The following is a 25957-nucleotide window of genomic DNA, read 5'->3' on the forward strand; positions in this document are numbered from 1 at the left end:
TTATTGTTTTTTGGATATCTTACGTTATTACGTATTTACATACTTATGTTTATACGTATTTATGTAAATACGTATAAACATAAGTATGTAAATTTTGTAGTAAGACCTTGTTTTAGAGAACTATCTGCTAGTCATTACCATTCTCAATTATGGAATAGCTGCCCATAGGAAAGGTTCTTACCGTCGACTGCGTGAGCACATAGCCAACTTACTTGCAAGAAATTCGTGCTTGCTGTTTTAGAAGTGAAGCTACTCTAGGGTATAGAATAATACAGGTATAGATTTCCTCGATTTTAGTTCCATTCAGTCGGTTTACGTGAAACACCTGAAAGGTCATGAAAATCAGGCTAAGGGAAGGTACTTAGAGGCTTTTAATTAGCCATTCTACCCCGTCAGCGTCTTGCTCTTGCCGAAATCCTTGGGACAAGTAAACCAGCGTTAGGTTCTCCTGAAATGTCGCCCCCTTAGCTGTTTTTTGACGCACCATTAGTTCGTATGCCGCTTGGGCTTCTTCGAGCCGGTAGCGAATAGGCTGTGGGGGTGGGGAAGAACTAGCCCCTGAGGGCTTGCGAGGGGTGCTCTTCTGGCGCTGAAGGGCTTTACGGTACTCTTCCACCAGATGCCCTTTGGTGAGGGCAGTAAACACGGCCCCGGCCAAGCTTTTGATCTTCCCTTCACTACTCTTGCTACGCTGCTGCTGAACTACGTATTGCACGTAACCAGGCTCCATTTCGTTCCGGTCGATGAGGTCGCCAATGGTTGCAATGCTACTGGCCGATACTCCTACTTCAAGCAAAGCTTTTTGCCACTCGCTCGTGGCCGGTAGGGAAGGCAAAAGGACTTCGCTGGTAACCGGCGTGAAATGAAATCGAATTTCCTCTACGCTATTGCTTTTACCGCGAATCAACTCGTATTGGAACGCTAAGTTGGTTTGTGAGAGCTCCTGCTGAGCTCGGTCCAATACCCGGAGCTTGAAGAGCGGAAATTGCTTGTACTGACCTTCCAGGTCAAGGACCCGCTTCAGTTCATCAACCCGTATGGTTCGAGTGCCAAAGCTGCCATATTGCTTCAGCAGCCAATAAATGCGGTAAGAGTGGGCACTTTTAAGCTTGAGGAGCTGCATGAGCTGCGCCTGCGTGAAATTGCCATCATTAAGTTGCAACAGATGTTCACGTACTCGGTCGTTGAAACGGACGACTAGGGCCCGTTCTTCGCTGCTGTAGTCGGCATAGGCCATTAGGGGGGTATTCGAGAAGCTTGGAGCCTCATCTGTTGCCTGGCCGGCCCGTTTCGCCTTTTTCTTGCTCGGACGCTCAATGTAAATCACCCGGGAAGCGAGCAACGCGCACATGTCCTTCAACTGCTGATAGTCATTACTACTCGGCCGCCGCCCCGATAAAGCAACTACCTCGGTCACGGGAATTCGTAGCTCATGAAACTCGGTGTCCTCTCGGTTGATACGCGCGAGCATGGCCATAAATAGCCTCATCTCCAGCGTCGTTAGTGCAAAACGCGCATTCACTAAGTCATTGCGCTGCACAACCAGTTTGCTGACGGGCTCTGGCTTATCACTGACGAAGAGTTCTCCTTGCATAGCGGATAGGAGGGAAGGGTAGCTAGTAATACGGCAATAGTATCACAAAAAACAATTCATTGATAGGCATTCGTGCTTTTGGTAATAGCAGTGCAGCTACTCGCTTAAGCAGCTAAGCTAAGAGTCATTCGTGCTTTTGGTAATAGGCATTCGTGCTTTTGGTAATAGGTTAACTCAGCATGTTGTCGTGGTTTTAGTAATAGGCATCGAGTGCATTTAGCTATTTGTCAACTACTTACCAACAATTCAGCTTATCTATACTAAGAGGTAAGCGACAAAGGAAAAGCCAAATTCTTAGGGGAAAATATTCCTAATCTTTTAACGACTAATCGATTAAGTGAACTTGGGAGGCCTTATTGATTGCTAAATTGAAGCACTGCAAGCTTAACTATTGCTTTCGTGCTTTTTGTAATAGCTTTTTGTCTTAAAACAACCTATAACTATCTTATATTCAAGTGCTTACACGACGTATTAACTACGAAGTGTTAAAGCCAGGAGGCAGTGCTATTACAAAAAGCACGAATACACGAGCGAAACGGCTCATTTGCTTTATGCCATGCTATTACAAAAAGCACGAAGCTTGTCATAAGCTGCTTTGAAGCTACATCTTCCCACCCTATGAAGATTCGTGCTTTTTGTAATAGGCATGCTTAAACTTTGCATGATGATAGTTGCTGCTACCCTACATTTAACTGGTTGTGAAGCAGGTTTGATATCAATTGCGCTACTGTTTCTTGAGTTGATACAGTACGCTAAGTTGCTGATATAGCGCTATCTAACTGTTTCGCCTTTGCAATCTACTTACCTTGTTGTGGCAAGGGCAACAAAGGAGGAGGGCACCCCGAGCGCGGCTGGCAGTACAAGTTCTAGCTTCTACTGTGTGTGATTTCATTCCACTTTGAGTTGCTGTCTGTCTCTCATTTCTCAGAAGCTCTCATCTATTACAAAAACCACGAGCCACCCCCACAAGCCACTTATCTGCCTTCTCTCGAGTAGACTGAAAGCACCCTACCTCCAGAAGTCAAAATTGCTACGTGGTTTTTGTAATAGATAAGCAACAACACGACAGGCTACGGCTAATCAATGAACACGGCGTCGTGGATTTGGTAATAGAAGCCTATTTCCTTGTGGGTTTGGCGAGAAGTAAACAGAACTTGTAGCGTACGTGAGCTTTCCTAAACAGGCTTTGAAGGCCCGTAAAGGCATTATTTAACGAATAGATCCTTCTTTCGGTGAAAAGCCTATTACAAAAACCACGACACCGCAACTTTCAGCTATTCCTTACCCACTATTTCCTTCCGAATTTCATTAAACTCTTTTAAAAGCCTTTTCATAAAAAAGAAACGACCTGTTTAAACCAGTTGTTTCCTTTATTTATAACCCTTTATAGGTTTACGGGTGCTGTATATCACTGACAGCCATAAAGTTAGGAGGGCTATCTATTACAAAAACCACGCACATCTATTACAAAAACCACGCAGGCCTATTACCAGAAGCACGAGGGATGTATTACAAGAACCACGACTAAAAATGGGTTATCTATTACAAAAACCACGTTGCCCTATTACCAGAAGCACGAATGCCTATTACAAAAGCACGAATGGACTTTCGTAATGTGGATAACTATTACAAGTTGACAGGCTTGTAATAGTTGAGCGTATTGTCGAACTTACTGCCGGTTGCCATTAGGTGTACTATCCATGCAAACCAATCTGTTCGATTCCACCCCCCCGCCCGAACTGCCCGTCAGCAAGATCGTGGTGCAACATAATGCGCTGGTTAACGCCCGGTTTGACCTTTCCACGGTGGAAATGCGCTTGTTTATGGCCATGCTCTCACGTATTGGGCGTGATGACAGCGAGTTTAGGGAAATGCGCATTCCCCTAACGGAGGTAGTTGCTTTGTCGGGGCGGCGGCCGAGTAGCAAGGATTATCAGCAGGTGGCGGGTATGTGTAATCAACTGGTTAGTCGCATTCTACACATCGAGCGGCCTAATCCTGCACGGCGGGCTAATCGTCGGAATTCTGATCCGGACTTCGACAAGATTCCTCTTATGGCTTATGCCAAATACCGAGGGGAGGAGGGGGCCCTGCACGTGCGCTTCAATGATGAGGTGATGCCTTACCTGCTGCAGTTACAGCGCAATTTCACCAAGGCACAAGTTGTACAACTGCTTAAACTTAAAAGTCCTCATTCTTATCGCATTTACTGGCTGCTCAAAGAATACAGTGCTTTTGGCACCCGCACCATTACCGTTGACCAACTCAAGGCCCTACTGAATCTGGAAGGTCAGTACAAGCAATTTCCATTGTTCCGGCTGCGGGTGCTGGATCGAGCCCAACTAGAGCTGGCAAAGACCGATCTTCCCTTTGAATACGACTTGATTCGGCAGGGCAAAGGCGTTGCAGAAATCAAGTTTCGCTTCACTTCCTTGGCGGCCGGAGAAGGGGAGGCCTTGCTGGCCGCTAACAGTGCCTGGGAGGATGCCCTGCTGCAAGCGGGAGTGGCAACGGCTAGCATCGTGGCGGTGGGTGAACTGATCGAGCGGGGTGATGTAGAGCCCGGCTATGTGCAGTTCGTAGTACAGCAACAACGCGAGCGGCAGCGGGGCGGTAAAGTCAAGAGCCTAGCTGGTTCCATTGTTGCGGCCATCACCAAAAAACACTTGACAGCCGAATACAAAGAAGCACAGCGACGTAGTGCAATACCAGCAAAGAAACCAGTGCCTGCTCGTCAAGAATCAACCGAAGTCCGCTATCGGCTTGAGGAATTGCCCGCTATCTACCAAACGATGGTTCGTAAAAATTTAACAACGGCTCGTAGCTTCGAAGAGCACTTTCAGACTGTTTACCTTGATCAGGGCTTCATTATCGAAGCCGACAACCAAGGAGTGAAGTGGGCGATTAAGAGGAACTGAACTACCATTACAGCGAGCTTGATAGGTGCTAGGTGGAGCAAAATGAGCTGAAGCTATAAGTCTGTTCAGATAGAGCCAGCCGAGTTAGGCAAGAGGAATAGCATTAGACTATCGAGATGCCGCGCAACCAATTTGTACCGGTTGGTAATGCTCTTGGACAATGCATCTGTTTAGGCGTGGCCGAAAGACAGCGCTATCGTATTGCCAAGCCTTCTGAACCTATGGCCTGGGTGCTGGCTAGCTTTTCTTGAATGGAAAAGGGAACAGCTATCCTTACAGGCGAGGAATCAAGGACGACGCTTAAGCGAGTCGCGCTGGTCAACAGCATTTAAAGCTTGGCGAGCGGTGAATTCTTTATTGACATTTATATAGCCCGTAGGCGAGATAGAACGGCCACCACTGGTAATAAAAGTAGGCTTTAAACGCAAGGTCAGGCGCATCGGCTCCTGGCTGCGGTCAGCTAGGCCGAAAGCAAAGTTGGCCAAACTCTCACCCGATTGCTCTCCTAATGCGTCGCGCAGGTTGCTTTCCAGCGTGATGGGGGCTAGAGCTACGCCTCCGTTGGGGCTCACTTCAATACGTTCTGTGGTGCGCCCCGTAGCGACCTGCTTGCCGTCAATTAGAGCAATATAGTCTAGGCCATTGAGGGCGGCCATTTCGTCGTTAGGATTGCGGATTTCTAGGTTCAGGCGCATGCGCAACGGCAGGTTACCAGACGCGTAAGCGGCGGCTAGGCGGGCTTGATTCAAAGTACTTAAGTCGCTGACCTTACGGATTTGTAGTACGTCGATGCCCGCCACAGTGGCCTGTTCCACGGAAGCAAGGCGAATCTCGGCATCCTTGAAGGCCTTGGCTTGTTGCACCTGTTCGCTGATGCCACAAGAGCTAACCCCTAAAATGAGCAATAAGCCAGTGATGAACAACGACAAACGACACTGCGCAAAGGAGAGAAGACGCGGCATAAGAAAGCGTTAAAGAAGTGAAGTTGAGACAATTCGCTTTCCTACTCGTCTGCATCGAAATAGTTGTGTGTCGCCAGAACTATAGCTGCGTATAGGCTTGCATAACTCCAGACATTAAAATCGGTTACACGTTGACTGATGCAGTTTCCGATGCCGGAGTTGTGCCGCGGGCCGAACTAAATCAAAGCGCAGCATACCGTTAATACGCTAAGAAGTCATTGAAGAAGCATCTGCTAAGCAGCAGACAGTAGTTACTGTTCCGAATGTCCTGTTGCGTAGCCGGCGACAAGGGCAGCTATTTGCTTGGCGCCGGTATTTGGGACTGCACTTGGAGCCGATGGACGTGAATACCGCCGAAATAGGCTTCGTCGGTGGTGAGCTCAAATAGCGTGTTGCCGGATTGCAGCAGGCAGCTGTAACCGGTGTTGTTGGCATAGCCCGTGGGTGCGGCATCCAAATTATGAAACTCGGGTTGGTCGCGGCTGTAGCGTCCGTACTGGCCTAGGTAAGTGCCATCCTGCTTGTACAACCAGTGCTGATTGGAAAAAAAACCGTTCTGGCCATCGTAGCTACACACCACGTACTGGCCAACTGCGTGAACCGCTACTCCGGTGTGCCCTCCGAAATCAGAGCCAGAACCCCGCGCCGGATAAAAACCCGGTACAATCTCTTGACTGTTGGTCATCAGCTTGTTGGGCAAGGCCAACCAATTCCATTTGGTTTGCCCAGGTTTGATGCCGCCTAAATGGTAGGCACCTAGTTCGGTTTGAGGAGCTCTGAAGCTAATCCAGGTGCCATCGGCTGTTACCGGGCACTCATCCTGCTGGTTCCACCCGCCGTAGCTAAGCGGCCGGTTGTTTTGCTTGGCTAGCTCGGCAATGAAATCCACCTTTTTCTGCGCCAAACCAAACACAGGATTTTTGTGGCTATCGAAGCCCTCAAATGGTTGAAAATAGCCGCACTGCCGCCTGTTGCCGGCCCCATCGTCGGTTATTTCCCACCACCGAATACCCTCTGGATAAAGAATCTTGCTGCGGCCGGTGTTGGGGCCGTAATCAATATGTATGCCCGTGCGACGGACTACCCCGGAACTAGGAAGCTCCACGAGTTCGGTTTGCCAGCCTTGGTTGTTGAAAGCTGCGTCGTGGCACTGAGCAAACGTGCGTTTCACCCCTTTGCTGGTATAGGTTACTACGTGCAGAAAAGAACCTAACTGACGACTAAGTTGCGCGGCCCAGTTCTTTTTCAGAAGCCAAGTAGGATGAGCCAACTGGGTTTGGTCGCCGCCCCGAATAGGGCGTGTCCAGTCCACTTCCAGTTCCATGTAATCCGAGTGAACCCGCTTGACGTCGTTTGGGTCCACGGCAATTTTGTAATGGCAAGGTAGCCAGCCGAACTGTCCAAGGTATTTCCAAGTCAGGCTATAGTGCATGACGCGGTAGTTACCGGCATCGAGCAACCATATCGAACCGTCGGGGGCTACATCCATGGAACCAAGCGGCTTATCATAGTCGCTGTTCGTGGTGTCCTGGGTGCCTAGGCTTTCGCGGTTCACAAACAGGAAGCTCGATAAGGTAACGTCCGGGCTGAGTTTGTTGCCGCCGGGCGTAGTCGGGAATACACCTGCTAACTGGCCGTTGGCTTGAAATTCTTTCACCTGCTGGTGGTTGCCTCCATCTTGCACTAGCAATACACCATTGGGGCGCATAGCTAATGCAACGGGTTGTTGCAGTCCCTTGAGGGTGATTTGCAAGACAAAATTGGGGGTGGTGCGGGTGCTACGGTTCACGTATCGCCTTACCGTTCCTTGGGTTATCACCCAAAAGTCACCTGATGGGGAGAATACGCATTTTTCCGGCGCTGGCACGCGAAGCGTCGAGAGCAACGCGCCGGTGGTTTTGTTATAGAACGCAACGGTTCCTTGGTTTTTTCGGCAAACTGCCAGCAAGCTGTTGCCTCGTTCTACACGCATGCCGCTGATATAGTGGGCACGTTGAAAGTCGGGGTTCCAGCCCCCCAGTTTCTGCGTCAGGCTAATCACCCCATCGTAGCCAGCGTCGCTGTCGTGCGCTTTGTCGCCCGCAAAAGTAGCCCGGACTCCTTTCGGGAAGGGCTGCAAGCCCCGATCTGAGCAGCGGCGAGCCACCACGTACACCGAGTTATTCTTGTCCCAGCCATTGTTGTTGCCGGCTATGTAATATAGCGTCCCATCCGTGTCAACGTGGTCGACAACAGACAGCATATTATTGGCCAGCGCCAGCCGCGCATTGCGTGTTTGGTCGGTGAAGGTGCTCACATTTTCGTGCGTTTCCGCATAGCCCGCCCCGACTATACCACCTGCCGGACCGTACGCTACGGAACGAACAAAGGAGGCGCCACGCCACGGTTTCACCGAGAAATTGTCACTGGTAGTCCCAATGACGCCGGCCCATTCGTAGGGAGTGGGCGGAGAAGCAGGCAGGGGGGAAGCAGGTGCAACTAGCTCGCTAGGTTGAAAACTCTTAGCAGGCAGCATTTCCACCTTAGCGTAGGTGCTTGCTGAAAGCAAGAGTTGGAACACTAAAAACAAAATTTCCATTTGGACTACGCTTCTCACCAAGATAGTTCTGCCTGTCAAAGCCACACACTCAACAGTGAAGCATGGGCACTTTGCGTAAGTGAGAAGTCTGGCTTAAAGGTTGGATGTCGATAATTGCTAAGCAAGGGAGGACTTACAGAAGGCACATATGCCGCGCTGTACAAGCTAGCATTGCACAAGGTAAACGAGCATAAAGCAGTTAAATTTCATTCGCTCCTTCGGTAGTAATAATCTAATTCTGCTCTTCAAATAAATTGAACTGCTCCCCTGGTACTTCTACGGGCAGTTTCAACCCTGTCTAGAACGGCTTGCTTCTCTGGACAGAGAACAAACCGTTCTGATAAGATAGTATTTTTCGACTTTAACACCCGTATGAATCAGTACAAAATATCGTTAAGCTAACGCGTCAGCAAGCGCAGCTGTTACAACAGCCGGACTGTGAGTTTTTTCATTAGCTGGAGTTACGGGCCAACATTGGGTATAAAGGGTTGATTCTCAAAACTCACACCGATTATCCCCAGCTGATAAATAGCTGGAGGAGCCGTTAAAACCCATCTGGAACTACTACGGCCGTTGCTTGCGGCCTAAATCAGTTGCGGCTTGAACCTTGTCCGTCTTCTTTTGCGGATATCATTTCACCTTAGCTGAGTGCTTCCTATAGTAGCGCAGATGGTAGCGAGGCGTTGTTTGCTTTAACTTGATGCGAGTAGTAATTCGATGCTTCTCCTGGGAAAGAGTCTGATATAGGATCATACCCTAGTGGCCATTCCTCACTCGGTAACTCCTTCCACGATTCGAGGGGATAGGGTGGAATAGGATGAGTAGGCCAGAAATAGGTAAATAAGTCCGAGAATAGTGATTTTAAAAGTTGCATAATAGGGAGGTGAGAGCAGTATAGCTTAAATTTAATAAATGACTTGATATAATTTATGTACTAACCTATAATTATTAATCTGACTCTTTTGAAAGTTGAGTTAAGCTAGCTGCTATTCTGATGGAGGAACTCAATCAGATTGGGTTTCAAAGAGGAGAAAAACAAAATAAAATGCATCACAGAGCAGCTTGCTTGCCGAGGAGCTCATAGGCCGACTACGATTCTCTTGCATTGCTAGCCGCGCGTGCGTAGCTCTTATCATTGCAGGTTACAAGCCGAAATAGCTACTGAGTACAAAGCAAAAGCCCCGTCGTAAGACGAGGCTTTTGCTGTTCGATTATAGTAGGCGGGTGTTTCCGTATTAAGGCATATGCCTATCTATTGTCAACGGGCTTTATCAACGGGCTGATTCGTTGATGCTCAAGAAAGAAATGCCGCTTTTTTTCAAAGTTTTGCTGGATTGAAACGTCACTATCTTCTCCTTGCCAGGAATCAGGTCGAAGTAATTATCCGAGAAAATGATGGCATCATCACCGGCCGAAACGCGCAGGTTTTTGGCTAGCTGCGTGCTGGTGAGCTTAAGCACGTAGCGGTCCTTGTCTTGGGTGAGGGTGTACTCAATGGCCGGCTTGTTGAGTTTCAGGTTTTTAGGCTTCTCAAAGTATAGGCAGTTCTGCGCCAATTCTTGATTTTGGCTGAGCAAGCTGATATCAAGCAGCACGCTGCTCCGGTCTGCACCTTTAAGTAGGTCTTGCACCGGAATCCGGTACACGTTGGTGCTGGTGTTAGCCGGAACGTTGATACTGCTCTTGTTTTCATTGAGCACCTTGCCGCTGAAGTCTAGCAGCCGGATTTGTAGCTGCGCGTTTATGGGTTTCAACTGATCGGATACCACGTAGATCTGCACAGAATCCCGCTTAACGATTGGAGATACCAGTACGGCTTCGAAAGCCCGTTTCGATTCGTATTGCTGGGCTTTCCAGAAGCCGTTGTAGTCCATGCTCGACCAGGATGCTGCGGGCCAGCAGTCGTCGATTTGCCAATACAACGACCCCATGCAGTAGGGCTTAGCCCGGCGGTGCGCTTCAATGGCTAGCTTGATGGCTTCGGCCTGGAGCACCTGCCCGGTGTACAAAAAGTTGGGAAAGGCCTTCGGGACCTTGTACCAGGCTTCCATGTATTGCAGAATAGCACCGTTGCCCACGTAGGAACGCTGGTGCGACTTCATAATCTCGGAGTTGATATCGTAGTCCTTGGGAGTGGCGAAGGTTTTGATGGTTTGCATATCGGGGAACGACTGAAAACCGTACTCGCTCATAAAGGGCCCAATATTTTCCAGGTACAGCTCAATCGGCTTTTTACCACCCCACACCTCCCAGTAGTGCACGTCGCCGGAGGTGCGGCTGTCGCGGTTGGTGGTCGACCAATTGGTTGGCTGCGGGGAAGTCGACCAGTAGAATTTCTCGTCGTCGTAGCCCTTCACAACGGCGGGCAGAATACTGTGGAACACCTCCTTATACGTGTTAACGATGCTCATCGAATCCTGCCGATTGCGGAACGCGCCCTTCGCCGTACCCCAGTAGTTGGAGCCCATATAGGCCGCTATTTCGTTGTTGCCGCACCACATGGCAATGGCCGGGTGGTTGCGCAGGCGCTTCACGTTCTCCACGGCTTCCTCGTAGATGTTCTGCTTATGGTTTTCCAGCGGAGGCACCATAGCGCAAGCAAACATGAAGTCTTGCCAGATCATGATGCCTTTCTCGTCGCAGAGGTCGTAGAACAAGTCGTTTTCGTAGATGCCGCCGCCCCACACCCGCAGCATGTTCATGTTGCTGGCCACGGCCGTGTTGATGACGTGCTCGTAGCGTGCCTTGTTCACCCGGGGCAGAAAGTTGTCTTGCGGGATGTAGTTGGCGCCCTTCATGAACATCTTCACGCCGTTCACCAGAAAGTAAAACGAATTGGCTTTGGGACTAGTCTCCTGCACCACTTCCACCGTGCGCATACCGCGCCGAACCTGCTTTTCGGTAAGGGCTTTGGTGCCATCCTTCAGCACGGCCCGGAACGTGTATAGCTTCTGCGCCCCGTAGCCATTGGGCCACCACAGCTCGGGCTTGGGTAATGTGAAGCTGCATACCAAGTTGTTCATACCCTTGTCTAAAAACACGGGTTGAGAATAAACGGGCGTAGTGGAACCGTCCACGGTTACTTCCAACTGCTTGGGGCCAGCAGTCAGGCTTTCAACTTCCAGGCGGGCTTCCAGATCTGCCTGCTCGGTGGTTAGCTTTTTTTGCTTGATAAACAGATCCTGGATTCGGGCCACGTTCATGGGCATCAAATACACGGGGCGCCAAATGCCGGAGGTTACCAGGCGCGGACCCCAATCCCAGCCGTAGTGGTAGCCGGCTTTGCGGGTGAACACGCTCACCTTAGGCTCATTCGGTGCGGCTTGGTCGTTGTCGCTGGCAGGCACCCGGAAGGGCAAGCTCTTATACAGCTCCTCGCCTTTATTCATCGGCGCGTGCAAAAACACCCGCAGTGCATTGGTACCAGCTTTCAGCTGTGGCTTCACATCCTTTTTCCACTGCCGGAACATGTTGTCGGTTTCCAGCACCTTCACCTCGTTCACGTACACGTCGGCGTACGTGTCGAGCCCGTCAAAAACCAGGTAGAGCTTGTCGTTTCTGAGTTGGTTGACGTCGATGTTAAGTGTGGTTTGGTATTCCCAATCGGTGCGGCCAATCCACTGCTGGTCTTTCTCGTTTACGCGGTAGAAGGGGTCCTGAATCTGCTTGGTGTTCAGCAAATCGGTGTGGACGGTGCCGGGCACAGTGGCCGCACTCCATTTACTGTCACCGGCTTTGCGAAACTCCCACTTGCCAGTTAGTTGGAGAGGCTGTTGGGCCTTTGCAGTGGGGTGAAACAGTAAGAAGAGCAGCAGCCCCAACAAATTTTTTTTCAGCGTATGTATCAGCATTTTATGGCAGAGAGTACGGGTAAGGTGCGTGAGGTGGGAAGAGGTGAGTGGTATTTTTACCACAAATCAGTTTGTGTAAGTTGCTCTAGACACTACAGTAGTACCTAGTAAACGACCGGAAAAGCAAGCAGATGACAACAATCGCTAAATCGTTTTAGCTATTACTGTGGCAATCTAATTAATTCTGGTGTAAGTGCTGTAAGTACTCTTACACCTTCTTCACTTAAAACGTAAGCACCAGAGTTAGGAGGCAGGTTGCCAAAGGCGTTGTTTGCCACCTAGGCGGCCACGGAAGTACGCTAGAACCAGTGTTCACGAATGAAATTCTGGTGGTATCCAAACTGCTCCACCCAATGCGGCTGCGCATAAAAGTTCGTCCAAACCCGGGTTATACAGTCCACTGTTAGGGGCAGGTCTTGCGCATTACGGTACAGGAACCCGCGTGTAGGGTCCCACACTACGTAAGCGAAATAAGAAACGCCGCGGCTGTCTCCCCGCTGAAACACCTGCACAACATCAGCTTCATACAGTTCTTGGCCTTGCTGATCGAGCACGCCACTTGCCAACATGAGCCGGTACTTACGCTTGGCTTTGTAGTCCTTCAGGTCCTGAGTTGTTACCTGATAAGAGCATCCTTCGTGCTCAATTGTATCGCCTACCGTCAAGTTGTCGCGCATATGCCCTCTGCTGTGGATTGCAGTCCAATGGCGGAAGCGAAGGCTGGTTCTCATAGGCAAACGGAAGTGAAAATTAACCAGCCTTGTGATTGGGCAGATAGCCCAATCACAAGGCTGAGTTCTTTGATTTATTGCATACTCAATTGCTGCAAAGCTAGCAAGAGCCAAGCATAACAGGACGCCTAGAAGAGCAAGACATGATAGCGAGACGAGTTGAAGTAACCCAGTACGGGCCAAGCCGGAACCCCTTACTTGCCTAGCCCAACTATCGATACTGTCGGCGACGGGAGGTGCCCAGTATGGCTACTAGCCTTGGTGATGGGTCGGACTCTCGGCGACTCGCTGTTTTGATGGGGCATAAGCCACGGCATAGCAACCGGCGACGAATTCGCTACGCTAGGGCCTTTGCGAGCAGTGCTTGCGCGGCGTCCGTAACGGGTAATTGCAAGGCCAACTCCTGGCCTCTAGGCGTCATCTTGCCCCACGTTTTCTGCACGATGGCCACCACTTTCTCTTCGGGGTGCTGGTGGGCGAAAGCCAGCAAGTAGTATTCTAAAAACACCAGACAAATGACGTCTTCCAGCAACTGCATATCGGTATCTCGACTCAGGTTCTGCTTTTGCACTAGGGCCTGCACCCGGGCGATAGTAGCTTCGTCGTAGCCCACCTCAGTTAGCAACTGTCCGGCTACTTCCGCGTGGTACTTTTTGAGTGTGTTGCGCCACTGGTGGTAGCCTACCCGGTCCATAGGGAAATCGTGGCGCGGAATAGCCCAGCGGCGGATATGTTGGCAACGGGCAGCCAAGTGCACGGCCTCGGGGGCTTCGGGGGCAACGCGGGTGAGGCAGGCGCTCATGCGGTGGGCATAAAGAAGCTCCTTGGGCCAAAGGTGCCCCTCGGCATCACTCTCCTGGGTAGGATCTTCGGCGTTGGCCGCGTCAAACGTTTCGAGGGCGGCCGTAAAACGGGGAGAGAACGAACTCATATAAAGGTTTTACACAAGTAAGGAGCTTGCCCACAGATGAGCGATGCCGGTACGGTAAGGGAAGCAAATCCCGCCGCGCAAGCTATAAGACACGTATAAAGATAGTGTTTTGACCTTGTTCTAAACCTGCACGCAAGCTTCTCTCCCTACTTGCTTTAAAGCAGATGGACACGTATGAATTCGGCAAATACTTCGTAATCGGAAGCAATAATGCCGTGGCCACCTTCGTGCATGTAGTAGCTCAGCGTTTGTCCTGTCTTTTGGCTGGCGGCTGGCATAACACTGGTTTCTACGCCTTGCTTACCAAATAAACGGTAAACAGGCGTGGCCGCCACCGCCGCTAGAAACTCTCCCTTGGGGTCGCTCCAGTAGTCGGTGCTGCCGGTTTGTAGCAACAGTGGCCTAGGTGCCAGCAGGGCCACCAGCATGTGCGAATCCATGGGGGCATCGGTGCGGTTGGCGAGTTGCTGATAGTTCTGGCAAAACTGGTACGCGTAGCGGGTGGGCGCCACCAAATGAGCAATGGTTTCCCCGTAGTTGCGCCGGCTGATGGCGGCCCCACCTTCACCCGAAACGCTGGCTATAACCATAGCAAATCGGGGGTCGTTGGCCCCGGCCCACAGCACCGTTTTGCCTAGCCGGGACGCGCCGAGCAGCGCTACTCGCTTGGCGTCTACGGCTTTGTCTTGCTCGAAATAGTCGAGTGCCCGGCTTAGGCCCCAGCTCCAGGCTCCAATAGCGCCCCACTCGTCGGGCGCAACTTTATCTTGGCCGGCCTTAAGGTAGAGGCTACGTACCCCATGCTTGATGCCGCCGTCGAAATCTGGCTCGATGTCGCCGTAATACACGGTAGCTACGCCAATGCCTTGTGTTAAAAAAGGCTCTATCGTAAGCTTCATAGGGCCATTAGGATTGTAGCCCGGGGCAGGTACTCGCTGCTTGTCTTTGTTCCAGACCTGCCCAGGCCGCACGCCCGGATCATCAACCAACGAGGAATTTGCCAGGAAATTGATGTTAAGCACCAACGGCACGGGTTTCGCTGCACCGGCCGGCAGATACACCAACAGGTCCATCTTTGGCCCATCATTGCGCTCCGAGAAATACACCGTCACTTGCTTGCGGGTGGCTTTGCCGTTGAAGGCCGACGTTCCTTTGTCGAACACTTCAAAGCGCAGCTTACGTGGCCGCTCGGGGGCACGGCCGTACACGTTTTGCTCGAACCAGTTTCTGATTTCCGGCCGCCGCTGCTTGTTCCAGGTGGCGGCATCCGTAATTGTTTTGCCGTTTGCCAGCAGCGGATCGGGTAGGGGGTAGGTTCCTACTAATTCCTCGTTGTAGTTCACCGGAATACCCGCCACCGCCTCTGGGGGCTTGCTAGCTACTTGGGCTTGAACCCACGACGGACAAAGCAGCAGGCAAACGCCAGCTCCAACTGCAAAAGCAAGAAAGAATCGAATTGTCATAGTTTAGGTTGAAACGTCATGGATTTTGGTTTCTCGCCGGAGTTTGCAGGTTGCTCTACCCGCACAATTCTTACTGGACCCAGCAAGCCCGACTCGCTTAGCTGGTATTGCCCGCCGAAAGGGGCGGTGTACGAATCCAGTACCTTCCTTTCCGGGCCCACTAACTTGTCGCCGATCAGGCGGTTGGTCCACTCATTGGTTACTTGGATTTCCAGTTGGTTTTTGCCGGGTTTCAGGGCACTCGTTACATCCACCTGAAAAGGAGCCTGCCAAAGTAACCCCAGCTTTTTACCGTTGACACGTACTTCGGCCATATCACCAACGCGGCCCAAGTCAAGCAGCACTTTTCGACCGCCATGAAACCAACTTTTCTTGATTTCCACAGTTTTGTGATAGGTAGCCGTGCCCGAGAAATACTTGATACCCTGCTCGGAGTTATCGGTCCAGGGGGCGAGCTGTGGTAAGGTGGTGGCAAGCGGGGCGCCAAGCTTAGGGGCAAACTCAATGCGCCACGGTCCTTCCACGGTATGCAGGATAGTGGCACGCTCCGGCACCAGGATGCGGGCATTTGTGGGTGCCGCGTGGTTGAACACCACAAACACTGATTCACGCGCGTGCAAGCACAGCGGCACGGTCGTATGCCCGTCGGTGGTGGTGTAGGCGGCTGGCTCCAGTTGGCCGGTGGCCGCGTGCCACAGCGTCACGTCCTTGCCGCTCACTCGGAATCGAGCCACTAGGTTTTGCGCACTATCCGAGCGATTGACCACGAAATACACGTCCGCATCGCCCACACGGCGGTGAATCCAGGGTACTTCACTGCCCAGGGGCCGGCTACATTCTACATCCGGCATTACCCTGGCCAAGGGCAGCACCTGAGCAAGAGGCAAACCCCACACCACTAGGCCTTTGCCGTGCCGGCGCGTAGTTCGGCTGTGGCCATCCAAGTCGCCCCATACGTCACTGGTTAGCTCTTGTAGTTGCGCGCCACTCCCCGGATAGTTCGTGTAATTCGGTGTCTGGTCGGGTTTCGGACCCACCACCGTTGCGCCGCCCCGCACCAGTTCCTGCACTTTGCGTAGTACCGGCAGCGTCATTTGGTTGGTTTCGGGTAGCACCAGCACCGTGTAGCTCATGCCATCGGGTAGTACCAGTCGGCCATTTTCATTCACCGACATGCGAGTAAGTAGCGCGTCGGCGTTGATGTAGTCGAAGGCGTAGCCGGGGGGTAGGGCCGGTTGCAGTCCCGCGCCCCAAAACGGCATGGTGGACGGGGCCCCTTCGTTGAGTAAATATGCCACATCGGCTACGTACTGGCCTTGTTGGAGCATGAACGCATTGCGCGCCAAATACGTCATGAGCGGCCGGGCCTGCTCGGCCCAGGTGATGTTGCGGTTCAGATGGGTGCCCACCATCGTGTTGCCGGGCTTGGTATCGAGCGGTTGGTGGGCGGAGGTGTGAAATACCAGTCGATTGATGCCTTGCGTAAACCAGTAGTCACTGATTTTCTTTAGCGTAAAAGGCGACTCGTAGTTGCCGCCGGTGAAAGCCTCTGCCGCCACCAAGTTTTTGCCGTAGACGTGGCCCGCCGAGGCCGTCCCGCGCACGTCCTCGTAGTACATGGAAGAGGGGTGCAGGTCTTTCACCCAAAACTCGCCCATGGGAATATCAACGAACTTCTTGTAAAGCAAGGCGTCCTCTATGGTTTCCAAGGAAACACCACCCGCTTCGCCATACGTCTGAATGCCTTGCTGGTGCAAAAAGGTGGTAACGGTGCCGTAGTGATTCTCGGCAAACATGTCAACCAGTGTCCGGCGAAAATCCCAGAGCACTCGGTCACTGATATCGGCGCTGCCTACCACCCGGCCAGCCAGCACCGGCAAAAACGGCGTTAAGTCGTAGCCGCGGCGCTTTTCAAACTCGGGCAGCATCTCGTCGGTCCAGTTCTGAATACCCGCTTCCCAGCTGTCCAGTAGCATGTAGCGTAGGCTTTTACCGTACAGGGGACCCAGTGCTTGCGCGATGGGGCCCGTGTAGCTTTGCAGGTATGCTTCGGTGTGTTTGGCACTAAGTTTATCGACTTCATAGCCTAAAGCAGCCGGCACGGCGGGCCGGTTTTTGGCTCCCGTCAGCGAATAGCCCATCCGCAGAATGGTCCACTGGCCCGGTGGCACCTGCCAGTTCAGCGTGCCATCGGGCTGCATCTTCGACGTGAGCACCACCACTCCCGTTGAATTGATAACCGCCGGCGCGGCTACGGATGGCGTAGCCGTCGATTCGTATTCGAACAGGAAATTAAAACCGGCCTTGTCTTCCCAGCGATGCACCCGCGCGCCGGGGTGCAGCCGAAACTCGTTGAGGGCATAGCTGCTATCGGGTTGGGCAGGCGCTTCCGAAATAACATCGGCGGGCTTCATGGGCGCGCCACTTAATTCGAGCCGGTAATAGCGAGCCATAGTTAAGGGAACGGCAAAGGTGCGCACCGTGCCACCTCGGTAGCCTTGCTTGCCCGGCAAGACTGCTAGCGTGGTAAACTGCTGACCGTCAAGGCTAGCCAACAACCGACCATGAGGAATGCCGCGGGTACCGGCCACCGTAAATGCCTGCACTTTGGTTGGCTGCTTGAAGCTGTACTGAACCCAAGCCGTGCCGCGTTTTTCAGTGGGCCTTATGGTTAGCGTTGTATTCAAATCATCATCTAACAGCGCCTGGGCATCTGTGGCGCCGGCGTTGGTTGTTACGCCCGTAGGTTGGGATGTCAAGTCGGTTTCGGCGGGTGGAGTGCGGTAGGCAACCACGGCACAGTCGCCATAAAAGTTGATTGTGCCACTAGCCTTGGCGCCCCGAGCGAGGTTGCGGATGGGCCCTTCGTTGGATGGTGGCAGCGGCAACTTGCCTTTAAACACTCTGCTTCCTTGCACCTTTACTTCGCTCCATACCAGCTTCTTCATGGCCTGTTCGGGCTTCACCCACGGGCCACCCGTTAGGCTCCAACCCGGGGAAGAGAACATAGTCATTTCCAGCCCTAAGCGGTCAGCTTCCGCGGCGGTGTGGCGCACGGCATCAAGCCACGCAGGTGTGCCAAAAACCACTTTCTCGTTCACCGTTTGGCCGCTGCCAGCCGCCACATCGGCTAACTGAAAGCCCGCAATGCCCGCCCGCTTCATCCACTCCAAGTCCTTGGTTATTCCCTCCTTGCTTACGTTGCTATTGGTCCAATGCCACCAAGTGCGGGGCCAAGCTGCTTGCGGCGGGTCTTTGAATCCCTGCTCCAAGGAAACTCCAGTATTCTGCGCCAACGTGCTGAGCGGAAGGACAGTAAGAGCCAAGTAGCCCCAGGCGTTGCGCTTAAACCAGATACGAAGATCAATCATAAGCGTGGTAGGCCGGATGGGAGTGGGTGAGAGAAGCGAGGCACCTTCTATCGGCCGTAACTGATAGCCAGACTGCACGATTTACTAGATTTCAATAAGAATTGCTTGGATATAATTGCTTGTTTGTTGGGCGGGTATAGTTTTAAGTTTTGCTTGACAAGCAAAGGTGATAGGATATTGGCTGTGTGTGGAAGGGTATTTAACCGCTAAAAGGGTTTATTCAATGCATTTAATATTTAATACATATTGCATTTTATATATTCATTCTCACAACGCTGATATGTATGAAGAACGATTATCAACTAGTCTGTGGCTTGGAATCAAGGTTCGATTTGGCGCTCGTTTGCTGCTTGGTGCTGAGCCTATGCATGCTATTAGAATGCATGCTGTAATAGGAGCTTAACAGGAAGTAATTTTGCGAACCTACCAGCCTATTATTCTCTGTTGTTAAGCTTTTGCAAGGTGTGCCGCTGTTATATTGCGGCATGAAAATGTCCTCTTGGCAACGCCAATATTTGCTTGGAGTACGTTGGCGGGCTCTCCTGATATGCCTGCTGTTAAGTTTGTGCGTAGTGCTAGAACTGTGGCTTACCACTGAGTAAATAATCCTGGTTCTGTCCTTCAGGCAGGCGCAAGCACTACGAATTGGCTTTTCGGATACGTTCTGGCCGGTCGTGCGCTGCCAGAATCGGGCACTTTATGGCCATGGTTATTACCAGCGCGACTTACACTTACATCCAGTGTTCGTTATTCGAAAACGCAGCGTAAGCTTGGTGTATCTTCCTTGGAAAAACTTAAATGCAACACCGGAATCAACCTTCAGCAAAGGCCGGTCCGTCTTTCGCTACGCTAGTTGGGTAAGCCAGCTGATAGCGGCTTCCTCTAGTTCGAACATACGGTACGACAGCACCCCCTGGGCTTGCTGTTGAATCTGGCTGAAGGAGAGGCGAGTGAAGACATCGTGTGATAGCACCACGGCGCCCGTAACGAGCCCATAAGCTAGGTAACGCTTCTGCCAGTAGTCGAGGATCAGCAGGCGCTCGTCTTCTGTGAAGGGCAGCATGACTCGTTGGTCGCTGAGCATACGGTGCCAGCCGTAGCGCTGAAGCAGGCGGCCGGTGTGGGTCAGAAAACCCTGCACGTCTGAAAGGGTCCGTTGGCCGGAATGGTAGCACAGCCAGGCATATCCGTTGGGGTGCTCGAAAATGCGCCCCATGGCGTTTTCAAAGTAAAGTTGGGCCATGCAAAAGAGAAGCTGCTGTTTGGCAGCAGCCGGTTAAGCTTGTTCGTGTTCCTGCAAGTAGGCCAGCAAATGCGGTAGAGTCATCTCCCGACGACCAACCCGGTCGAGCAGGCTGCGCTCGTAGCGGGTCAGTACTTGCGTATGGTCATGGGTGAGGGCGAGGGCGGCCAGTACCAGTTGGTGGCTACCCTGCTCGGTACCAACCAGTCCAGGATGCTGGCTTAACCATAAAACCAAGAGAAAATTCATATACAAAGGTCCTGGAATCCGCATTGCGGAGCAAGGGCAAACGGTACATTGAGCCTGAACCGATTCGGCGTGTCGCCTAATGACGAAGAAAAGCCGACGAACAGAATAAAGAACAGAACACTAGGACCGTTCCAAGTGCCTAGCTACGTGCCCGGAACGGCCGGAAGTGCGCGGAACCTGAGACGACCTGCCAAGGGCATTGCGCACTCCTTGTACGCCGGTCAAAACGTAGTCTCGCACCGACTATACCTTACTGGTCCAATGATTGCAGCCAAGGCAGAGCATTTGCCAGCATCGGGCCGATGCTGGTCTGGTGCATGCCACCGTGAATCCTTATTCTATGTAATTACCTGAAATGCTGTTCGCTGCCTCTACAGCTTGCGCCACAGCCCTGTGCCTTGTACAGGGGCAGCGCCAAAAAATCAGTGCAAACCGAACGCTGGCCCCATAGGTTATTCGTTGGATTTGCAGCCGAAGGGCACTCGATTGCAGCCTACTAAGTACGGAATGAAGGGCGCTTTTTTAGCGGACTGATTGATGGTGGAGTAATGGCTGTTGCTGTAGTTCCTGTAGCGCTTCCGCCAGCAATTGATACGAATGAACTCGGGCCTCATGGCTGTAAATATTGGAAACGGCCATGATTTCGTTTATCCGAGTACGGGCAGCAAATTGCTGCAAGTCGTGTTGCAGCGTGGCCTTGCCACCAACAAACGAATAAGCTAGCATTTGCCCAACGGCCTGCTGCTGAGTTGGTCCCCAAAGCGCATCCATTGACTCGACCGGCGGTTGCAGCGGAGCCGGCTTGCCACTAATAACCCCAAGCATGAACTGCTGTAGGGAGGTTGCCAACCACTGGGCCTCGGCGTCGGTGTCGGCGGCCACCACGTTCACACAAGCCAATACATAGGGTTCAGCCAACGTCGCGGACGGCCGAAAGTGATGACGATATAGCTCTAGAGCGGGCAGTAGCTGCCCCGGAGCAAAGTGACTAGCAAACGCATACGGCAGTCCCAGCGCGGCAGCAAGGTATGCGCTGTCGGTGCTCGAACCCAAAATCCAGATCGGAATGTCCAGTCCTTCCCCCGGGATGGCCCGTACGGCACTGGTGCTGTTGGTGGAAGAGAAATAGGTTTGCAACTGCTGGATATCACGGGGAAAATCCTGCCCAGCAGCGAACCGGGTGCCGCGGATAGCCTGGGCGGTTAGTTGATCGGTGCCGGGGGCGCGGCCCAATCCGAGGTCAATGCGGCCGGGGTACAGCGAAGCCAGGGTGCCTATCTGTTCGGCAACCACCAACGGGGCGTGGTTCGGCAGCATGATACCGCCCGAACCAATCCGCAACGACGTGGTGCCCCCGGCAATGTACCCCATCAGCACTGTTGGGGCCGCGCTGGCCACGCTAACCATGTTGTGATGTTCGGAAAGCCAGAAGCGTGTGTACCCAAACTTTTCCACTTGCTGTGCTAGCGCCAAGCTATTGCGGAAGGTGTCCGCGGGGGTGCTACCGGCCGCAATAGGGGCTAAATCCAATACAGAAAAGGCAATCGACGAAGCAGCGTCTGGCAGCATAAAACGAGAATCAAAAGTAAATCAGCCTAACGTCGGCGGCGGGATAAGAAATCCCGAAAACAGTACTTCCAAAGAGAAGTGCACGGGCTGAGAATAGAGCATAAGTTTTTTCTGGAATGATTGTTTAAGAAAAGGCAAGTAGGCTACCTGCATCACCTTTCTCCCAAGCAAGCCACCGTCTGCTAAAACTTAGCAGCACCCCGTGGAAAAGCTTGCCAAGTGTTTCACCCAAAGCTCCGTATCCGCACGCTGGCAGCAACTAATTTATTGGGGTTGACTGCCTGAACGGACAGACAGGTGGGTACAGGTTGCAGGTAAGTTTTGCTTTCCCGAGCTTGAGGCTGGCAGTAATCATGCAGAAAAAACGGGACCAATGAGGCGTAGAATAGAGGTTTTAGGGGCTTTACTGCCGCTTGCGGGGCTATTCCTTAGTTTGATGCCGGCTGGGCCACAGCGGAAGCAACCCAACGTCATCATCATTCTAGCCGATGACATGGGCTACTCGGATATCGGCTGCTTTGGCTCGGCAACCCAAACGCCGAACCTGGATGCAATGGCGCGGGAGGGACTGAAAATGACTCAGTTCTACAATGCGTCACGGTGCTGCCCGAGTCGGGCCTCGTTGCTGACGGGCCTTTACCAGCATCAAGCCGGAGTAGGAGACATGATGAATACGCGGCCGCAACCAGCCTACCAAGGCTACCTGAACAACAACTGCGTTACCATTGCCGAAGCTCTGAAAGGCGGCGGCTACAACACCTTTATGGGTGGCAAGTGGCACGTTGGGCAGGCGCCCGCGCATTGGCCCACGCAACGTGGTTTCGACCATTACTTTGGGCTGATTGACGGAGCAAGCAGCTACTTTGCCAATTACCCCTACCGTCCGAATCAGGCGCTAACCCTGGCCCTGGACAACCAGCCCTACACGCCCGGCCCCGGCTACTATTCCACGGATGCTTACACTGACTTTGCCATTAAGTTTCTGAAAGACAGCAAGTCTTCGGGGAAGCCTTTTTTTCTGTATATGGCTTACCAAGCACCGCACTGGCCGTTGCACGCCTTACCCGAGGACATTGCCAAGTACAAAGGCAAGTTTATGGTGGGCTGGGATAAGCTACGCGAAGAGCGTTTTCGACGGTTGCAGCAGCTCGGTATGCTTGATGCCAAAACCCGTCTTTCTCCCCGCGATTCGCACGTGCCGGCCTGGGAAACGCTTAGCCAGGAAGAGAAAGAGCAGTGGGACACTAAAATGGCAGTTTATGCTGCCATGATTGACCGCATGGATCAAAACATCGGGCGGTTGCGCCAGACGCTGCGCGAACTGGGTCAGGATCAGAACACGGTTGTTATGTTTCTCTCCGACAATGGGGCAAGCAACGAGAGCATAAAAGGGCCAGGCTTTCTGCCCGAAATTATCGAAGCCAGCCGCAAGCCGGCCAGCGACCCTACCTCTTTCACTTCCTACGAGTTTGCGGGGGCCACGGTCAGCAATTCCCCTTTCCGGCTCTTCAAACACTGGGAATATGAAGGGGGCACGGCCACGCCGTTCATTGCCTACGGTCCCGGCATCGTGCGACCCGGCCGCACGGTTGCTCAGCCAGGGCATCTTGTCGACCTCATGGCCACCTGCCTGGAGTTGGCCGGCGTACCTTACCCTAAATCGTACAAAAACAGTCCTATCACTCCTACCGAAGGAATCAGCTTGGTTCCGGTTTTGAAAGGCCAACCTTGGGTTGGGCACGATGCGTTGTTTTTCGAGCACGAAGGCAGCCGTGCCGTGCGCCAGGGCAAGTGGAAGTTGGTATCAGAATATCCCGCCAACAAGTGGCAACTCTACGATACCCAAGTTGACCGCTCGGAACTGAATGACCTCAGCGCCCAGAATCCGCGGAAAGTGCAAGAGCTGACGGGCCTCTACGACAAGTGGGCCGCGCGAGTAGGGGTTATTCCCTTTGCGCAATTGGCCAAGGGAAAAGGGGAATAGTAGCAACGTCGCCGTCGAGTTGAACGGTCTGTACTGGGGCATAAAGGCAAGGCTCCGGGTGAAAATACCTGCAAGTCGGGCTGCGGAGTGCTTGGTGGCAAAGGCCGGCATCTGGGTTATGTGCAGGTAGCTAGTCGGGCGGGCCAAATGGGGCTGCTCCGCGAACTATTTAACCGTAACTGCTTGCCACCTAAAGCAGGAACCATCTTGGCGGTCGGGGCGGGTGCCGGGAGCATCGGCCGCGCATAAGCCGCTGCTGCGGGGCTGCGCCGTGAGGTAGCGGTGGTTGGTCAGCGCCATCAGCATCAGGTCGCCGCGCAGCATGTCTTGCCACTGGAAAGTGTTGGCATCGTTGCTTTCGCCTTTCATTATCCGCACTTCGCCCATGCCGGCCATGCCCACTACGGTCACTAAGCCCCCATCCGATTCCTGCCCGCCCGCCGATTCTAAAGCAATGCGGCCCTGACCCCGGTCTATCACCCGGAAATGCGAAGCCGTTCCTTTCGCTAGCGGGTGCTTTAACGGGACAGGGCGCAAAGAGCCGCGCCAGTTGATGAGGATGGTGCTGTCGGCCAAGCTGGTAAGGGTAATGGTTTGTCCCATTGGAATAGGCTTGGTCAGACCCTTCGAACGGGGCTGATCGACCACGAATCGGTTGAAATCCGCGTAGCCGCCTGCCGTGCCGGTGGTGTTGTAATTGAACAACGCATACCGGATGCCCTGGAAGGTTCGGAGCTGAAAAACCAGCTTGATTTCTTCGCCCATAGTCTGAAACGTTACACCATCGGTGCTGTACTGCACGCGGGCTAGGTCGTTGTCGAAGTCGCAGGGGGCTCGCAGCCAGACCCGCGCGGCCTTGATGGGCTGGCGTTGCAGCTTGTCGGTGCGTTGGTCATACTGCTGCACTTCCAGGCCCGCGGCCGTGCGCGCTACTCCAATCCAGGCGTACGGGTAATTCAGTAAGGCAAGGCCTGCCACGTCGCCGGGTTTGAGGCCTTTGGTGTCGAGTTCGGTGGTTGGGGTTGATTCCGGGCCAATGGCACGTTGCGTCAGGGAGTTGCGCGCCGACCAGAAATCTTTGGCCGGTAAGGCGTGGAGCCGCAGGTAGCCCTTGCGCTCAGTAAGCGACCATTTACTGTTTTCCGGCAAGTGGTTCCATTGCCAAAGCGGGTTGAGCTGGTTGGCGTTGAATTCGTCGTTGCGCTTGAAAGGAGCCGAGGGCGCGGAAGCCGCGGCCGAGGTAGGCTTCACCCAGGTACGCGGCGAGCGTTTCAGGTTGCCGGGCAAACCGAAATACGGCCAGTTGTTGGTCCACGTAACCGGTGACAAACACAGCAAGCGGCCCACCGCATTATGGTCCATCATCGAGAAGCCCCACCATTCGCCCGTGGGCGTCTGCACAATGCCGCCTTGATGCAGCGGGATAGCCGAAGAGAAGTCATTTTGGGGCGGGGTGAGCACGAAGGGCGGGTTTGGGCCCGGCCGCAGACGCCAAGTCACGCCAATGCCCAAAGCTTCTTCGGCACTGATAACCGTTGTTTCGTAGGGGCCGGTAGCTTTGTCGGCGCGGGCGCACACCATGTAGCCGACGGGGTCATAGTTGGTATTGGTAATGAAGTACTTGCCGTTTATTTTGTAGAAGTGCGACCCTTCGCCCACGCCGCTGCCCCGCGGAATCAGCACCTGCTCGGTGCCGGGTTTGGTGTCGCTCAGGTCGTCGGTCAGCTCGGCAATTTTCAATTCGTCGTAGCCCCAGATAACGTAGGTTTTACCGTCGTCATCGAAGAGCACGGAAAGGTCGTGAAAGGATTTTTTTAGCTCGGTGTGCGTCCAGGGACCCGCCGGATTAGTGGCCGTGTAGAGCTGCGTTTTACGGCCGTTCACGTTCGTGAAAATGTGAAACTTGCCGTTGGCATAGCGAAACGAAGGCGCCCAGATACCTTGGCCGTACACGGATTTGCCGTTTTCGAGGCGGTACTCGGGGCCGAAGTCCAGCTTGTCGCTTGCGTAGCTTAGCAGTTCCCAGTTCACCAAGTCCTTGGAGTGCAGCACCGGCAGCCCCGGCATGGCGTGCATGGTGGTGCCTGTCAGGTAGTAGTCTTCGCCGACGCGAATCAGATCGGGGTCCGAGAACTCATCGTAGAAAAGCGGGTTGGTAAAGGTGCCGTTGCCGTTATCCGGCATCCAGGTTTGTTCGGTGGTAGTGGTGCTAGTTGCCCTCTTGTTGCCGCCCGGCCGCTTCTGGGCTAGAGTCCACTGAGGTAGGCACAACAACAACCAGATAAGCAGTCCTGTCTGGCAACGCCGGCTTTGCGCAATTAAAAGTGTCATTGCTTGAAAGAAGTTGAAAGAGTGGAAGGCGTATCGAACTTCTGGTACAAGCAGGCACACTTGCGGTAGAGCGCACGTAGCCCGGCAGGTAGCGGAAATCCATTGGGTTGGCCGCAGCAACAAAGCCAAAGGCGCGCCTCTAATATTGCAAGAAATCATCCTAGTTGGCAATAAGAAGGCAT

Annotated in this window: 14 protein-coding genes; 2 read left to right on the forward strand and 12 right to left on the reverse strand. The window is 53.0% G+C overall.

From position 1 onward, the window contains the following. Positions 1–361: 361 nt before the first annotated feature. The gene (locus tag ACFE7X_RS12165) at positions 362–1594 is read right to left on the reverse strand and encodes a replication initiation protein (RefSeq protein ID WP_375435943.1); all 1233 of its coding nucleotides are present in this window, start codon (positions 1592–1594) and stop codon (positions 362–364) included. A gap of 1700 nt (positions 1595–3294) precedes the next feature. Here ACFE7X_RS12165 and ACFE7X_RS12170 point away from each other — a divergent pair. Next, positions 3295–4512 (forward strand): replication initiation protein, encoded by a 1218-nt coding sequence (locus ACFE7X_RS12170; protein ID WP_375435944.1) that lies wholly within the window; start codon positions 3295–3297, stop codon positions 4510–4512. Between the two features lie 287 nt (positions 4513–4799). Here ACFE7X_RS12170 and ACFE7X_RS12175 read toward each other — a convergent pair whose 3' ends face one another. From ACFE7X_RS12175 to ACFE7X_RS12220, 10 genes are all read right to left on the reverse strand, one after another. Further along, positions 4800–5474: a hypothetical protein gene (locus tag ACFE7X_RS12175; RefSeq protein WP_375435945.1), complete on the reverse strand. Its 675-nt coding sequence runs from the start codon at positions 5472–5474 to the stop codon at positions 4800–4802. A 295-nt stretch (positions 5475–5769) separates the two neighbouring features. Then, entirely contained in the window at positions 5770–8022 is a 2253-nt protein-coding gene (locus ACFE7X_RS12180) for a hypothetical protein (protein WP_375435946.1), read from the reverse strand. Between the two features lie 1301 nt (positions 8023–9323). Continuing rightward, positions 9324–11903: a glycoside hydrolase family 2 protein gene (locus tag ACFE7X_RS12185; protein WP_375435947.1), complete on the reverse strand. Its 2580-nt coding sequence runs from the start codon at positions 11901–11903 to the stop codon at positions 9324–9326. Between the two features lie 299 nt (positions 11904–12202). Then, positions 12203–12634 (reverse strand): hypothetical protein, encoded by a 432-nt coding sequence (locus ACFE7X_RS12190; protein WP_375435948.1) that lies wholly within the window; start codon positions 12632–12634, stop codon positions 12203–12205. Between the two features lie 337 nt (positions 12635–12971). Continuing rightward, positions 12972–13565 carry a DUF4202 domain-containing protein gene (locus tag ACFE7X_RS12195; RefSeq protein ID WP_375435949.1) on the reverse strand — a complete coding sequence of 198 codons (594 nt, stop codon included), beginning with the start codon at positions 13563–13565 and terminating at the stop codon, positions 12972–12974. Between the two features lie 155 nt (positions 13566–13720). After that, entirely contained in the window at positions 13721–15028 is a 1308-nt protein-coding gene (locus ACFE7X_RS12200; protein ID WP_375435950.1) for an acetylxylan esterase, read from the reverse strand. Next, positions 15025–18399: a glycosyl hydrolase gene (locus ACFE7X_RS12205; protein WP_375435951.1), complete on the reverse strand. Its 3375-nt coding sequence runs from the start codon at positions 18397–18399 to the stop codon at positions 15025–15027. Before ACFE7X_RS12205 ends, ACFE7X_RS12200 begins: the two co-directional genes overlap by 4 nt. Before the next feature lie 844 nt (positions 18400–19243). Further along, on the reverse strand, positions 19244–19642 hold the full coding sequence (locus tag ACFE7X_RS12210) for a hypothetical protein (protein WP_375435952.1): 399 nt from the start codon (positions 19640–19642) through the stop codon (positions 19244–19246). A 33-nt stretch (positions 19643–19675) separates the two neighbouring features. Continuing rightward, positions 19676–19891: a hypothetical protein gene (locus ACFE7X_RS12215; protein WP_375435953.1), complete on the reverse strand. Its 216-nt coding sequence runs from the start codon at positions 19889–19891 to the stop codon at positions 19676–19678. 522 nt (positions 19892–20413) lie between these two features. Then, the gene (locus ACFE7X_RS12220) at positions 20414–21460 is read right to left on the reverse strand and encodes an LLM class flavin-dependent oxidoreductase (RefSeq protein ID WP_375435954.1); all 1047 of its coding nucleotides are present in this window, start codon (positions 21458–21460) and stop codon (positions 20414–20416) included. A 436-nt stretch (positions 21461–21896) separates the two neighbouring features. Between ACFE7X_RS12220 and ACFE7X_RS12225 the strand changes: the two genes are divergently transcribed. Then, positions 21897–23444: an arylsulfatase gene (locus tag ACFE7X_RS12225; protein ID WP_375435955.1), complete on the forward strand. Its 1548-nt coding sequence runs from the start codon at positions 21897–21899 to the stop codon at positions 23442–23444. A 165-nt stretch (positions 23445–23609) separates the two neighbouring features. Here ACFE7X_RS12225 and ACFE7X_RS12230 read toward each other — a convergent pair whose 3' ends face one another. Further along, on the reverse strand, positions 23610–25775 hold the full coding sequence (locus tag ACFE7X_RS12230) for a family 43 glycosylhydrolase (protein ID WP_375435956.1): 2166 nt from the start codon (positions 25773–25775) through the stop codon (positions 23610–23612). Between the last annotated feature and the right edge of the window lie 182 nt (positions 25776–25957).

The sequence above is a fragment of the uncultured Hymenobacter sp. genome (genome assembly GCF_964242765.1).
Classification (GTDB): domain Bacteria; phylum Bacteroidota; class Bacteroidia; order Cytophagales; family Hymenobacteraceae; genus Hymenobacter.

What these genes read in the sequence shown, in the direction of transcription:
- ACFE7X_RS12190 (WP_375435948.1), bottom strand. Translation starts at nt 12,634, where the DNA reads ATGAGAACCAGCCTTCGCTTCCGCCATTGGACTGCAATCCACAGCAGA.
- ACFE7X_RS12200 (WP_375435950.1), bottom strand. Translation starts at nt 15,028, where the DNA reads ATGACAATTCGATTCTTTCTTGCTTTTGCAGTTGGAGCTGGCGTTTGC.
- ACFE7X_RS12210 (WP_375435952.1), bottom strand. Translation starts at nt 19,642, where the DNA reads ATGGCCCAACTTTACTTTGAAAACGCCATGGGGCGCATTTTCGAGCAC.
- ACFE7X_RS12170 (WP_375435944.1), top strand. Translation starts at nt 3,295, where the DNA reads ATGCAAACCAATCTGTTCGATTCCACCCCCCCGCCCGAACTGCCCGTC.
- ACFE7X_RS12230 (WP_375435956.1), bottom strand. Translation starts at nt 25,775, where the DNA reads ATGACACTTTTAATTGCGCAAAGCCGGCGTTGCCAGACAGGACTGCTT.
- ACFE7X_RS12220 (WP_375435954.1), bottom strand. Translation starts at nt 21,460, where the DNA reads ATGCTGCCAGACGCTGCTTCGTCGATTGCCTTTTCTGTATTGGATTTA.
- ACFE7X_RS12205 (WP_375435951.1), bottom strand. Translation starts at nt 18,399, where the DNA reads ATGATTGATCTTCGTATCTGGTTTAAGCGCAACGCCTGGGGCTACTTG.
- ACFE7X_RS12225 (WP_375435955.1), top strand. Translation starts at nt 21,897, where the DNA reads ATGCCGGCTGGGCCACAGCGGAAGCAACCCAACGTCATCATCATTCTA.
- ACFE7X_RS12215 (WP_375435953.1), bottom strand. Translation starts at nt 19,891, where the DNA reads ATGAATTTTCTCTTGGTTTTATGGTTAAGCCAGCATCCTGGACTGGTT.
- ACFE7X_RS12175 (WP_375435945.1), bottom strand. Translation starts at nt 5,474, where the DNA reads ATGCCGCGTCTTCTCTCCTTTGCGCAGTGTCGTTTGTCGTTGTTCATC.
- ACFE7X_RS12185 (WP_375435947.1), bottom strand. Translation starts at nt 11,903, where the DNA reads ATGCTGATACATACGCTGAAAAAAAATTTGTTGGGGCTGCTGCTCTTC.
- ACFE7X_RS12195 (WP_375435949.1), bottom strand. Translation starts at nt 13,565, where the DNA reads ATGAGTTCGTTCTCTCCCCGTTTTACGGCCGCCCTCGAAACGTTTGAC.
- ACFE7X_RS12165 (WP_375435943.1), bottom strand. Translation starts at nt 1,594, where the DNA reads ATGCAAGGAGAACTCTTCGTCAGTGATAAGCCAGAGCCCGTCAGCAAA.